Source organism: Micromonospora sp. NPDC047812 (assembly GCF_040704175.1).
Taxonomy (GTDB): Bacteria; Actinomycetota; Actinomycetes; order Mycobacteriales; family Micromonosporaceae; genus Micromonospora.
Window position 1 is genome coordinate 868868 of sequence record NZ_JBEYRY010000001.1, and the last position, 12094, is coordinate 880961.

General features: G+C 72.0%; 12 protein-coding genes. 8 read left to right on the top strand and 4 right to left on the bottom strand.

The window, feature by feature from the left end; all coding sequences use genetic code 11:
• The first annotated feature begins 16 nt into the window (after window positions 1-16).
• The 4 genes from AB0883_RS03945 (at window position 17) to AB0883_RS03960 (ending at window position 3888) form a co-directional block, all read left to right on the top strand.
• Window positions 17-1276, top strand: a complete 1260-nt coding sequence (locus AB0883_RS03945) for an ABC transporter substrate-binding protein (RefSeq protein WP_366639247.1) — start codon at window positions 17-19, stop codon at window positions 1274-1276.
• A complete protein-coding gene (locus AB0883_RS03950) occupies window positions 1273-2154 on the top strand; it encodes a branched-chain amino acid ABC transporter permease (protein ID WP_121395354.1) in 882 nt (293 codons plus the stop codon). The genes AB0883_RS03945 and AB0883_RS03950 overlap by 4 nt, the downstream gene beginning before the upstream one ends.
• Complete coding sequence (locus tag AB0883_RS03955; RefSeq protein WP_366639249.1) at window positions 2151-3167, top strand: branched-chain amino acid ABC transporter permease; 1017 nt, start codon at window positions 2151-2153, stop codon at window positions 3165-3167. Before AB0883_RS03950 ends, AB0883_RS03955 begins: the two co-directional genes overlap by 4 nt.
• A 76-nt stretch (window positions 3168-3243) precedes the next feature.
• Window positions 3244-3888 carry a transcriptional regulator gene (locus AB0883_RS03960; protein WP_366639251.1) on the top strand — a complete coding sequence of 215 codons (645 nt, stop codon included), beginning with the start codon at window positions 3244-3246 and terminating at the stop codon, window positions 3886-3888.
• Here the strand turns inward: AB0883_RS03960 and AB0883_RS03965 are convergent.
• From AB0883_RS03965 to AB0883_RS03975, 3 genes are all read right to left on the bottom strand, one after another.
• The gene (locus AB0883_RS03965) at window positions 3885-4517 is read right to left on the bottom strand and encodes a DsbA family oxidoreductase (RefSeq protein WP_366639252.1); all 633 of its coding nucleotides are present in this window, start codon (window positions 4515-4517) and stop codon (window positions 3885-3887) included. The genes AB0883_RS03960 and AB0883_RS03965 overlap by 4 nt on opposite strands.
• Window positions 4518-4627: 110 nt before the next feature.
• Window positions 4628-4990 (bottom strand): antibiotic biosynthesis monooxygenase, encoded by a 363-nt coding sequence (locus tag AB0883_RS03970; RefSeq protein WP_366639254.1) that lies wholly within the window; start codon window positions 4988-4990, stop codon window positions 4628-4630.
• Window positions 4991-5180: 190 nt separating this feature from the next.
• Window positions 5181-5777 carry a hypothetical protein gene (locus tag AB0883_RS03975; protein ID WP_366639256.1) on the bottom strand — a complete coding sequence of 199 codons (597 nt, stop codon included), beginning with the start codon at window positions 5775-5777 and terminating at the stop codon, window positions 5181-5183.
• Between the two features lie 1037 nt (window positions 5778-6814).
• Between AB0883_RS03975 and AB0883_RS03980 the strand changes: the two genes are divergently transcribed.
• Complete coding sequence (locus tag AB0883_RS03980) at window positions 6815-7744, top strand: polysaccharide deacetylase family protein (protein WP_366639258.1); 930 nt, start codon at window positions 6815-6817, stop codon at window positions 7742-7744.
• Between the two features lie 61 nt (window positions 7745-7805).
• Window positions 7806-8108, top strand: coding sequence for a DUF1540 domain-containing protein (locus AB0883_RS03985; protein WP_151454877.1), 303 nt, complete (start codon window positions 7806-7808; stop codon window positions 8106-8108).
• 136 nt (window positions 8109-8244) lie between these two features.
• Here AB0883_RS03985 and AB0883_RS03990 read toward each other — a convergent pair whose 3' ends face one another.
• The gene (locus AB0883_RS03990; RefSeq protein ID WP_366639260.1) at window positions 8245-10251 is read right to left on the bottom strand and encodes a protein meaA; all 2007 of its coding nucleotides are present in this window, start codon (window positions 10249-10251) and stop codon (window positions 8245-8247) included.
• A gap of 150 nt (window positions 10252-10401) precedes the next feature.
• Between AB0883_RS03990 and AB0883_RS03995 the strand changes: the two genes are divergently transcribed.
• Entirely contained in the window at window positions 10402-11250 is an 849-nt protein-coding gene (locus AB0883_RS03995) for an ABC transporter ATP-binding protein (protein ID WP_366639262.1), read from the top strand.
• Complete coding sequence (locus AB0883_RS04000; protein ID WP_366639264.1) at window positions 11247-12092, top strand: ABC transporter permease; 846 nt, start codon at window positions 11247-11249, stop codon at window positions 12090-12092. Before AB0883_RS03995 ends, AB0883_RS04000 begins: the two co-directional genes overlap by 4 nt.
• Window positions 12093-12094: the final 2 nt, after the last annotated feature.

Genomic DNA, 12094 nt, shown 5'->3' on the forward strand with positions numbered 1-12094 from the left:
CGCGCGGGGTGGAGGGATGGGCATGCGTAGGACGGTGGGTGTGGCCGCCGCTTCGGCGGCGGCGATGGTGCTGGTCGCGGGCTGCGGCGGCGGTGGTCCGCAGTCGGGCGGGGACCAGAAGCTGACCGGCGGCAAGATCGTGCTGGGCGTGCTGAACGACCAGTCCGGTGCGTACTCCGAGCTGTCCGGCAGGAACTCGGTCAAGGCCGTCGAGATGGCCATCGCCGACTTCAAGGCGAAGCACGGCGACAGGGCGGTGACGAAGGACATCACCGTGGAGACCGCCGACCACCAGAACAAGCCCGACATCGCCAACACCAAGGCCCAGGAGATGTACGACCGCCAGGGCGTCGACCTGATCCTCGACGTGCCCACCTCGTCGGCGGCGCTGCGGGTGGCCGACGTGGCGAAGGAGAAGAAGAAGCTCTACTTCAACATCGGCGCCGCGACCACCGACCTGACCGGCAAGAGCTGCAACAGGTACACGTTCCACTACGCGTACGACACGTACATGCTGGCCAACGGAACGGGCAAGGTCACCACCGAGCAGGTCGGCAAGAACTGGTACATCCTCTACCCGAACTACGCCTTCGGGCAGGACATGGAGAAGAGCTTCTCCACCGCCATCACCGCCGCCGGCGGGCAGGTCGTCGGCAAGGACGGGGCGCCGTTCCCGAACACCAGCGGCGACTTCTCCACCTTCCTGCTCAAGGCGCCGACGCTCAACCCGAAGCCGCAGGTGCTCGGCACCATGCAGGCCGGCGCGGAGCTGGTCAACGTGGTCAAGCAGTACAACGAGTTCAAGCTGCGGGAGAAGGGCGTCGGGCTGGCGGTCGGCCTGATGTTCATCACCGACATCCACTCGCTGACCCCGGCCGCGCTCGCCGGCACCACGTACACCGACGCCTGGTACTGGAACTTCGACGCGAAGAACCGGGAGTTCGCCGACCGGTTCCAGAAGGAGACCGGCACCCGGCCGTCCTTCGCGCACGCGGCCAACTACTCCGCCGCCACCCAGTACCTGGAGGCCGCGCAGGCCGCCGGCACCGACGACGCCGACACCATCGTCGACGCGCTGGAGGGCAAGACCGTCGAGGACGTCTTCCTGCGCAACGGCAAGATCCGCGCCGAGGACCACCGGGTCGTGCACGACGCGTACCTGGCCCAGGTGAAGCCGCAGTCCGAGGTCACCGAGCCGTGGGACTACGTCAAGGTGCTCAAGACCATCCCGGCGGCCGAGGCGTTCGCCGCCCCGTCCTCGGAATGCAAGCTGTGACGGGCTTCCTGCAGAACACGTTCAACGGGCTGGTGAGCGGGGCGTTCTACGCCCTGCTCGCCCTCGGGCTCGCGGTCATCTTCGGCATGTTGCGGGTGGTCAACTTCGCCCACGGCGCGTTCTACATGCTGGGCGCCTTCGGCGCGTACGTGCTGCTCACCGAGGCGGGCGTGCCGTTCTGGGCGGCGTTGGTGATCATGCCGGTGGGGCTGGCCCTGGTGGGCATGGCACTGGAGCGTGCCTTCATCCACCGGCTCACCCGGCTCGACCCGCTCTACAACTTCCTGCTCACCTTCGGCCTGACGCTCATCCTCCAGGACCTGGTGAAGCTCCGCTACGGCGTGCAGTCCAGCCCGTACGAGACCCCGTCCGCGCTCAGCGGGTCGGTCGACTTCGGGCTCTTCGACTTCCCCACCTACCGGGTCTTCATCCTCGGCTTCGCGGTCGCCGTCTGCGTCGGCGTCTGGTGGGTGCTCACCCGTACCCGGATCGGCATGGTGGTCCGGGCGTCGACCGAGCGGCCCGAGCTGACCCGGGCGTTCGGCATCGACGTCGGACGCTGGGTCACCCCGGTCTTCGGCTTCGGCATCGGCCTCGCCGGGCTCGCCGGGGTGCTGGCCGCGCCGATGCGGGCCGTGAACCCGCTGATGGGCGCCGACCTGATCATCGTGGTCTTCGCGGTGGTGGTGATCGGCGGGTTGGGCTCGATCTTCGGCTCCGTCGCCGCCGGCTTCGGCATCGGCCTCGTGCAGGCGTGGGGCGAGGCGTACCTGTCCGACTTCCCGATCGTGTCGCAGACGATCGTCTTCATCGTGATGGCCGTCGTGCTGCTCTGGCGCCCGGCCGGGCTGTTCGGCCGTGAGGAGGCACCGGCATGACGAGCACCGTCGACACCGAGACCGACGCCGGTCGCCCGGCGCCGAGGTCCGGGCTGGTCGCCGTGACCCGGGCCCCCGGCTGGGTCCGGTACGCGCTGCTCGCCGTCGGGCTGGTGGTGGCGTTCTGGCTGCCCAACGGGCTCTACCCGGCGGTGGCGGTGGACATCCTCTGCTGGGCGCTGTTCGCCGTCGCCGTGGACCTGCTGCTCGGCTTCACCGGGCTGATGTCCTTCGGGCACGCGGCGTTCTGGGGCGCCTCCGCGTACGTCACCGGGCTGACGGCCATCCACCTCGGCCTGCCGTTCCCGGCGGCGGTGCTGGCCGGGGCGCTCGCGGCGGCCGTGCTCGCGGTGCCGATCGGCTACCTGGCGGTGAAGCGGACGGGCATCTACTTCGCCATGGTCACCCTGGCGTTCGCGCAGATGGTCTACTACGTCGCCAACGAGTGGCGCTCGGTCACCCGCGGCGAGAACGGCCTGCAAGGGGTGCCCCGCGAGCTGTTCGGGCTGGACCTGACCGACGACTACTACTTCTACTACGCGATCCTGCCGATCGTGCTGCTCGGGCTGGCCGCCGCCTGGCGGATCGTGCACTCGCCCTTCGGGCGGGTGCTCGTCGGCATCCGCGACAACCCGGCCCGCGCCCGCGCGCTCGGCTACCCGGTGCACCGCTACAAGCTGACCGCGTTCGTGCTGTCGGGCTTCATCGCCGGGCTCGGCGGCGGGCTGTTCGCCGTCGGCCACCGCTTCGTCTCCCTCGACGTGCTGCACTGGACCACCTCCGGCAAGGCGGTCATCGTGGTGGTGCTCGGCGGCATCGGCACGCTCTGGGGCGGGGTGCTCGGCGCGGGCATCCTGGTCCGCCTGGAGGACTGGCTGTCGTTCTCCGGGTTCGAGGCGATCGGTCTGGTCACCGGCGGGATCTTCGTCCTCGTCGTGCTGGTGTTCCGGCGCGGCATCTGGGGCAGCGCCGCGGCCCTGGCGACGCGCTGGGCGGCGTCCCGCCGGCGGTAGTCGCACCCGGGCGCATCCATCCGCGCCCCTCCCGACGTACCCCCGGGTAGTGAACGTCTACCCGGGGGTACGTCTGGTGCTGTCAGATCCCATGCCGGTCGGGGCCGTCGAGACCGCGCGTAAGCAACTCTCGCTGGCCGCCGAGGACCTCGACGCCAACCGGGTCGCCGCGCTCGTCGTCGAGGTGGCCGACGAGTGGGGCGCGGCGGCGCTGTGGGAACAGGTCTGCGCGCCGATGCTGGCCGCGCTGCCCGGGCACACCGCCATCGAGGTCGCGGTCGAGCACGCCCTCGCCGAGGGCCTCCGCGTCGGCCTGGACGTGTTCCGGCGCGTGCCGGGCCGTCCGCTGCCCACCGGCGGCGTGCTGCTGGCCGGCGCCGAGCAGGAGACGCACTGCCTCGGCCTGCACGCGCTGGCCGCCGCGCTGCGCGAGCGGTCCCGGGGCAGCCTGCTGCTCGGGCCGGCGCTGCCGTGGACGGCGCTGGCCAGTGCCGCCCGTCGCGTCCGCCCGCGCATCGTCGTGGTCTGGGCGCAGACGCCGGTCACCGGGCGCGCGTACCGTCTGGTGCGCTTCGCCCGCGACTTCCCGGCGATCCGGGTGTACGGCGCCGGCCCGGGCTGGATCGAGCCGCTCGGCGCGCCGGCGACCCGGCTGGCCACGCTGCTCGCCGCCGTCGCCGCCTGCGCCGCGCCTGCCCTGACCGCGCCGCGCCGGTTCTAATCCGCGGGTACGGCCGGACGGCCGCTGAGCAGGCGGCGGAGCCGTTCGGGGGACTGGACTCCGGAGATCGGGGGCCGACCGTCGATCACCAGCGAGGGGACGCCGGTGACGCCGCACTCCACCGCGCGGCGCTCGTCGGCCCGGACGCGGTCCGCGTAGGCGTCACCGGCCAGCAGGGTGCGGACGTCGGCGACGTCCAGCCCGGCCTCGACTGCCAACCGTTCCAGGGTGTCCGGGGCGGCGATGTCGAGGCCCTCGGTGTGATAGGCGCGCAGCAGCCGTTCCATCATCTCGTCGGCGAGGCCACGGTCGGCGGCCAGGTGACCCAGCCGGTGGGCGTCGAACGTGTTCACCGGTCGCGCGAGGTGCAGGTTGAGTTCCAGGCCCTCGGCCGCGCCGAGGGTGCGGATGCGGGCGATCCTGGCGGGCGCGGCGTCCGCCCACCAGTCCGCCATCGCCTCGGCCGCCGTCCGGCCGGGGGTCCTGCCCTCGTGCGGGGCGAGCTCGTAGCTGCGCCAGACGACCTGTGTCCGGTGACGGTCCGGGACGCCGGTCAGGGCGGCGGCGAGGCGCCTCTTGCCGATGTAGCACCAGGGGCACAGCACGTCCGCGTACATCTCGATCTTCATGAGTTCCTCCGCGTGCGGCACGACCCGCGGTCGCTGCCGGCTCGGGCGAGTCGGATCCGTTTCCTGCGGCGCCGAGGCCGATCAGGCGGTCTGCCTCGGCGTCGGGGAGGTCAGGCGTCGGTCTTCCGCGGTCCGGGCCCGATCTCGCGGACGACCGTGTAGGTGGGGATGCCGCTCATCCGGGGTTCGGCCCTGCCGGACAGGCCGTCCAGCGCCTCGGCGATGGCTGCCGCCCGGCCCTCGGCGTCGGAGGTCGCCACGAAGTTGTCGTAGTCCGCCCTGCTCGCCCAGCGCACGATGTTGTAGACGCGGGTTCCGTCGGTGCTGACGTGGAACCGGGCCGACCGGTAGCCGGGATGGAAGCGGACCCACCGCTCCTGGACGTCCGCGAAGGCGGCCACCAGTTCCCGCTGCGTGTCGGGCCCGTCGACCGTGTAGTCGATGATCGAGTAGAAGCTGGTGTCAGCGCTCATGCGTGCTCCCCCGCGTCGGACTTGTCAGAGGCCGTGGGTCCCGACTGAGATCCTCGAACCTCATCCGAACTTGAAGTCAAGCCCCTCGCGCGATGACGACCGGCGGATGTGCCGCCGGCCGGCACCGAGTCAACGGTGCCGGCCGGCGATCCCCCTTGTGGTGGAAGGTCTGTGTCAGTTGTTGTGCGGGTCAGCTGTTCCAGTGTTCGGCGACGAGGTCGGCGGCCTGCTGCTCCCACTGGGCGTAGTGGTCGGGGTACGCCGACACCTGCACCGTCTGGGCGGCCTTCGTCAGGGGCATGTCCTGCCACCCGTCGACCTGCTTGAGGCCCTTGAGGAACGCCGTCGTCGAGTACTCCGGGTCGGTGATCTGCTCGACCGTGCCCCACCCGCTGGAGGGGCGCTGCTGGAACAGGCCCTGCGAGTCGTGGTCGTTGCGGTCGCCCAGATGACCCAGGTTCTCCAGCTTCGACTCCTGCAGGGCGGTCGCGATGGAGACCACGGCGGCCCGCTCGTCCATACCGGCCTTCTTCGTCGCGGCGATGATGGCCTTGACGTTGGCGACCTGCTCGTCGGACAGGTCGATACGCGACTGCGCACCCTGCACACCATGCGGGACCAGCTTGCCCATGTCCGGCTTGTCCGCCGCCACGGCGACGGCGACAGCGGTGGTGTCCACGGTCGGGGCGCTGGTGTGGGCGGTGTCGGTCATCGGGCCGGCGGCCACGCCACCGGCGAACGCCAGACCGGCGATACCGAGCACGCTGTTACGGAAGATCGTGTTCATCGCAGATGCTCCATTCGGGGGTTGGCACCCACGCCGAGGGGGATCGGCTACGCGGATGCAAGCACCGTCCGGCGCCCATGAACTCGGGGATTCTCCAGCGGGGCTGGAGGGGATCTCCGGCGTCGTACCGGAGGAAAGATCAGGTCGGCCCTACCGGCCGGATGTCCGAGCCGTGGAGGCCCGCATCGGGGCCTGTCTCGCGGGGGCGGGGGATGCCCTCACGTCGGCCGGACCATGTGTAACGACCACCGGCCCGCCATCATTCCGGGGCCCCGACACGCCATCCTGTCGGGCGGCGCGGCCTTGCCTTGCTCGGTCGTACGCAGGGTGTAACGACCCCGGCCCGGCCACGATTCCGCCCCCACGATGCCCCCGATCACACCCCCGAACCGGACACCACGCCTCATCACACGCGCACAAGGTTGATCAACCACCGACACCCCCCGGACGACAGCCCTTGAAACCGGACAACCGGCGCACCGGATCCGCCCGCGCCTCCGGGATCTTGGTAGGCAAACGCCCCTCAGAGGGCCCTTACCTACCAAGATCTCCGCCTGCCCGGGCATGCGGCGTCGATCATGCAGTTTGTGGTGCCCCACAGAAGGCGCAATCCAGGGCACGCCCACCGCAACTGCATGATCGACTCGACGAACGGCGCGGCACGTCGAGCCACGCTCGTCGAGGCCCCGCCGCACCGGCCCCGCAGCGGACGGACGCGAGAGCGGGCACCGACGGGGTGTGGCCCGCCGTGCCCGGCGCAGGGATCAAGCCTGACCGCCCGGAGCCGGGCACGGCGGGCCACACCCCCACCACGACGCACCGCACCCATCCCACGGCGGGCCACCCCCACCAAGGCGGGCCACACCCCCACCACCACGCACCGCACCCACCCCACGGCGGGCCACACCCCCACCACGACGCACCGCACCCACCCCACGGCGGACCACACCCCACCACGGCGGGCCACCCCACCACGCCCCCGCACCCACACCCCACGGCGGGCACACAGGAACCCCGGACGCTGACATCATCTCCCGGTGCACGTGAAGATCCCCCGCGTTCCGCTCGTCGCGACCCTCGCCGCCGTGGTCGCCGCCGCGGCCCTCCTCGCCGCCCCGACGCCGGTGCGTGCGCCGGCCAGCGCCGGCATCGTCCGCGTCGTTGTAGGGGGCCGAGCCCCGCAGACCTCGCCCGCCCCGCGACCGACGGCCACGGACCCCACCGCCCCGCAGCCGACGACCACGGACCCCACCGCGCCCGCGGCGACGGTCCCCGGCGCGACTCCGGTCGGGACCAGGCCGCCCGTCGTCGACCACGGGCCGCGTACGGGGAACAAGGTGGCGCTCACCTTCGACGCCGACATGACGGACGCGATGCGGTACCAACTGCGCAGCGGTGCGGTGCGGTCGTACGCGAACCTGAAGATCATCGACCTGCTGGAACGGGAGCGGGTGCCGGCCACCTTCTTCCTCACCGGCAAGTGGGTCGAGCAGTACCCGGACGTGACCCGCCGGCTCGCCGCGAACCCGCGCTTCGAGCTGGCCAACCACACGTACGGGCACCTGGCCTTCACCCCGGACTGCTACGGCCTGCCCCGCATCGCGGAGCGGGAGATGACCGCCGACGTGGCGCGGACGTTCGACGTGGTGGCCGCGTACGGGGGGCGGCAGACCCGGTACTTCCGCTTCCCCGGGCTGTGCCACGACCGCAGGGCGCTGGCCGCGCTGGCCCCGCTGGGGGTGACGGTGGTGGACGGCGACGTGGTCAGCGGCGACCCGTTCGCGAAGTCCTGGCGGCCGGTGGTGCGTGCCTCGCTGGACGGGGTGCGTCCCGGCTCGGTGATCGTCCTGCACGTGACGGAGGCGAACGCGCCGATGACGGACGAGGCGCTGCCGCACATCCTGGCCGGGCTGGCGGAGCGCGGCCTTGAGCCGGCCCCGCTGTCGGAGGTTCTCGGAGTGGGGTGAACCAGGCTCGGCAAAACCCACAAAAGCCTAAAATCGGGGCACGACTCTATAGGAGGTCACCATGACCGCAGCAGTGGAGATGCCCCGCGTCCAGGAATGTGTCGTGGCGGCGTGCTCGTACAACCACACCAACGACTGCCACGCCTTCGCCATCACCATCGGCAGCCCGGACCACGCGCACTGCCACACCTTCGTGGAGATGCCGGCGGTCCGCGGCGGGGTGGACGGCGGCATGACCGCGCAGGTCGGTGCCTGTCAGCGCGCGGACTGCCAGCACAACGAGCAGCTGGAATGCCACGCGCCGTCGATCAAGGTCGGCCCCGACAACGACATGGCCGACTGCATGACCTACGTCAGCCGCTGACCTAGCCGGGGCGCGCCGGACCGGCGCGCCCCACGGGCGGGACCACACCACCGGAGGACAAAGCCCCTGGCGACGCGCGCCGCGCCGGCCCCGGGCACGCCCGGCACGTCGGCCAGCGCCGCCACGGGCTCCCCCGTCAGCGCAGGCCGTTGGCCTCCCGCACCACGGTGACCAGTTCGTCGATGATCCCGGTCAGCGCGAAGTCCTTCGGCGTGAACACCCGGGCCACCCCGGCGGCGCGGAGCTGCTCCGCGTCGCCGGCGGGGATGATCCCGCCGACCACCACCGGCAGGTCCGGCCGACCGGCCGCGCGCAGGCCGTCCAGCACCGCCGGCACCGCCGCCAGGTGCGAGCCGGAGAGCACCGAGAGGCCGACCAGGTCCACGTCCTCCTCCACGGCGGCGGCGACGATCTGCCCGGCGGTCAGCCGGATGCCCTGGTAGACCACCTCGAAGCCGGCGTCGCGGGCGCGTACCGCGATCTGCTCCGCGCCGTTGGAGTGCCCGTCGAGGCCGGGCTTGCCGACGAGCAGCCGCAGCCGGCCGCTGCCCAGCTCGCGGGCCGTGGCGGCGACGCGCTCCCGGACGGCGGCCAGGGTGGCGTCCCCGCCGGCCCCGGCGGCGCCGGTCAGGCCGGTGGGCGCCCGGTACTCGCCGAAGACCCGGCGCAGCGCGCCGGCCCACTCGCCGGTGGTCACCCCGGCCCGCACGCACTCCAGCGTCGCCGGCATCAGGTTCGTCGTGGTCGCGGCGTCCGCGCGCAGCCGGGCCAGCGCCGCGTCGACCGCCGCGTCGTCCCGACCGGCCCGCCACCGGCGTACGGAGGCCGTGGCCGCCGCCTCGACGGCCGGGTCGACCTGCTCGACCGACTCGGCGCCGGCGGCGGTCAGCGGCGACGGTTCGGTCTCGGTGAACTTGTTGACGCCGACCACCACGTCGGCGCCGGACTCCATCCGGCGGCGCCGCTCCGCCAGCGAGGCGACCAGCGCGCTCTTGAGGTAGCCGGTCTCGACGGCCGCGACGACGCCGCCCATCTCCAGCACCTTCTCCAGCTCGACCCGGGCCCCGGTGACGATCTCCTCGACCAGCGCGGTCATCACGTGCGAGCCCTCGAAGAGGTCCGGGTACTCCAGCAGGTCCGACTCGTACGCGAGCACCTGCTGCATCCGCAGCGACCACTGCTGGTCCCACGGCCGGGGCAGCCCGAGCGCCTCGTTCCAGGCGGGCAGCTGGACGGCGCGGGCCCGGGCGTCCCGGGAGAGGGTCACGCCGAGCATCTCCAGCACGATGCGCTGGATGTTGTTCTCCGGCTGCGCCTCGGTCAGGCCCAGCGAGTTGACCTGCACGCCGTAGCGGAACCGCCGCTGCTTCGGCTCCGACACCCCGTAGCGCTCGCGGGTGATCTCGTCCCAGAGCGCCCCGAAGGCCCGCATCTTGGCGATCTCCTCGACGAAGCGCACCCCGGCGTTGACGAAGAAGGAGATCCGCTGCACGACGTCGCCCATCCGCTCGGCGGGCACCTGCCCCGAGTCGCGGACCGCGTCGAGCACCGCGACGGCGGTGGAGAGCGCGAAGCCGACCTCCTGCACCGGCGTCGCGCCGGCCTCCTGGAGGTGGTACGAGCAGATGTTCACCGGGTTCCAGCGCGGCATCTCGCGCAGCGCGTACGCGACGACGTCGGCGGTCAGCCGCAGCGACGCCGCCGGCGGGAAGATGTGGGTGCCCCGGGAGAGGTACTCCTTGATGATGTCGTTCTGCGTGGTGCCGGCGCAGCGGGACAGCGCCGCGCCCTGCTCCTCGCCGACGGTGCCGTAGAGGGCGAGCAGCCACATCGCCGGCGCGTTGATGGTCATGGACGTGTTCATGTCGGCCAGCGGGATGCCGTCGAAGAGGGCCCGCATGTCGCCGAGGTGCGCCACCGGCACACCCACCCGGCCCACCTCGCCGGCGGCGAGTTCGTGGTCGGGGTCGTAGCCGGTCTGCGTCGGCAGGTCGAAGGCGACCGACAGCCCGGTCTGCCCCTTCGCCAGGTTGCGGCGGAAGAGCGCGTTGGTCGCCGCGGCCGAGCTGTGCCCGGCGTAGGTGCGCATCACCCAGGGGCGGTCGCGCTCGGGCAGCCGGCCGGGGAGAGCCTTCTCGTCCATGGCGGGAGTCTAAGTTACCGTTCAGTCACCAGGGCTGTGGAAAACCACACAGCTCCATGGAGCGGAAACCCGGGTGCGAAGCGCCCGACATGGGCGCGACCACCACACCCCGGCCGGCCCGCGGCGGTGGCCAGGTCGCACACTTGACGCATGCATGACGAGCTGGCGATCTCCGTGCGGGGTTTGCGCAAGGCGTACGGGGACAACGTCGCCGTGGCGGGCGTGGATCTCGACGTCCACCGCGGCGAGGTCTTCGCCCTCCTCGGCCCCAACGGCGCCGGCAAGACGACCACCGTGGAGATCCTGGAGGGCTACCGGCGGCGCGACGCCGGCGACGTCGACGTCCTCGGCAGCGATCCGGCGCGTCCGGCCCCGGACTGGCGGGCGCGGGTGGGCATCGTGCTCCAGGGCACCGGCGAGTTCGACGAGCTGACGGTCGCCGAGGTGGTGCGCCACTTCGCCGGCTTCTACGCCGACGCCGACGACCCGGACAAGGTCGTCGAGCGGGTGGGCCTGGCCGGCAAGGCGAAGGCCCGCACGCACACCCTCTCCGGCGGGCAGAAGCGCCGGCTCGACGTGGCGCTCGGCATCGTCGGCCGCCCCGAGCTGCTCTTCCTCGACGAGCCGACCACCGGTTTCGACCCGGAGGCGCGCCGGGAGTTCTGGGACCTGATCCGCGACCTGGCCGCCGCCGGCACCACCATCGTGCTCACCACCCACTACCTCGACGAGGCCGAGGCCCTCGCCGACCGGGTCGGCGTGATCGCGGGCGGCCGGGTGGTCGAGGTCGCCGCCCCCGACCAGCTGGGCAACCGGCGGGAGGCGCTGGCGACGGTCTCCTGGCGTACGCCGGAGGGGGCGCGGGAGACGGTGGAGAGCGCGACGCCGACGGCGCTGGTGGCGGAGCTGGCGGCGCGCTTCGGCGGCGAGGTCCCGGGTCTGACGGTGACCCGGCCGACCCTGGAGGACATCTACCTGCGGATGATCGGACACCGATGACCACCACGACGAAGCCGGTCGCGCCGGCCACCACGGCACCGTCCCGGCGGCCCGGTCCGGTCGCCCTCAGCCTGCGGCAGAGCCGGCTGGAGATCACCCAGTTCCTGCGCAGCCGGGAGTCCGTCGTCTTCACGATGGGCTTCCCGGTCATCATGATCCTGATCTTCGCGGCGATCTTCGACGACGAGATCGCCCCCGGGGTCAGCTACACCCAGTACTTCATCACCGGCATGATCGCCACCGGCCTGATGACGGTGAGCTTCCAGAACCTGGGCATCTGGATCCCGATCGAACGGGACCGGGGGGTGCTCAAGCGCTACCGGGGCACGCCGATGCCGAAGTGGGTCTGGTTCGCCGGCAAGGTGATCATGGTGGTGGCGATCGGCATCGCCGAGACGGTGCTGCTGCTCGCGGTCTCGGTGGCGCTGTTCGACCTGGAGCTGCCGGGCACCGCCGCGAAGTGGCTGACGTTCGGCTGGGTGTCGGTGCTCGGCGTCACCGCCTGCACGCTCTGCGGCATCGCCATCTCGTCGCTGGCCCGCACCGCCCGCAGCGGCTCGGCGGTGGTCACCCCGGTCGCGCTGGTGCTCCAGTTCATCTCCGGCGTGTTCTTCGTCTTCACCGAGCTGCCGACCTGGATGCAGCAGGTGGCGGCGCTCTTCCCGCTGAAGTGGATGTGCCAGGGCCTGCGCTCGGTCTTCCTGCCGGAGGCCTTCGGCGCCCGCGAGCCCGGCGGCTCGTTCGAGCTGGACCGGGTCGCCCTGGTGCTCGTCGCGTGGTGCGTGATCGGCCTGGTGCTCTGCCTGACCACGTTCCGCTGGACGACCAAGCGCGACGGCTGACC

Bases quoted from the DNA above. Each gene is read 5' to 3' on its own strand.
- AB0883_RS03945 (WP_366639247.1), top strand. From the start codon at position 17: ATGGGCATGCGTAGGACGGTGGGTGTGGCCGCCGCTTCGGCGGCGGCG.
- AB0883_RS03955 (WP_366639249.1), top strand. From the start codon at position 2,151: ATGACGAGCACCGTCGACACCGAGACCGACGCCGGTCGCCCGGCGCCG.
- AB0883_RS03965 (WP_366639252.1), bottom strand. From the start codon at position 4,517: ATGAAGATCGAGATGTACGCGGACGTGCTGTGCCCCTGGTGCTACATC.
- AB0883_RS03970 (WP_366639254.1), bottom strand. From the start codon at position 4,990: ATGAGCGCTGACACCAGCTTCTACTCGATCATCGACTACACGGTCGAC.
- AB0883_RS03975 (WP_366639256.1), bottom strand. From the start codon at position 5,777: ATGAACACGATCTTCCGTAACAGCGTGCTCGGTATCGCCGGTCTGGCG.
- AB0883_RS03985 (WP_151454877.1), top strand. From the start codon at position 7,806: ATGACCGCAGCAGTGGAGATGCCCCGCGTCCAGGAATGTGTCGTGGCG.
- AB0883_RS03990 (WP_366639260.1), bottom strand. From the start codon at position 10,251: ATGGACGAGAAGGCTCTCCCCGGCCGGCTGCCCGAGCGCGACCGCCCC.
- AB0883_RS03995 (WP_366639262.1), top strand. From the start codon at position 10,402: ATGCATGACGAGCTGGCGATCTCCGTGCGGGGTTTGCGCAAGGCGTAC.
- AB0883_RS04000 (WP_366639264.1), top strand. From the start codon at position 11,247: ATGACCACCACGACGAAGCCGGTCGCGCCGGCCACCACGGCACCGTCC.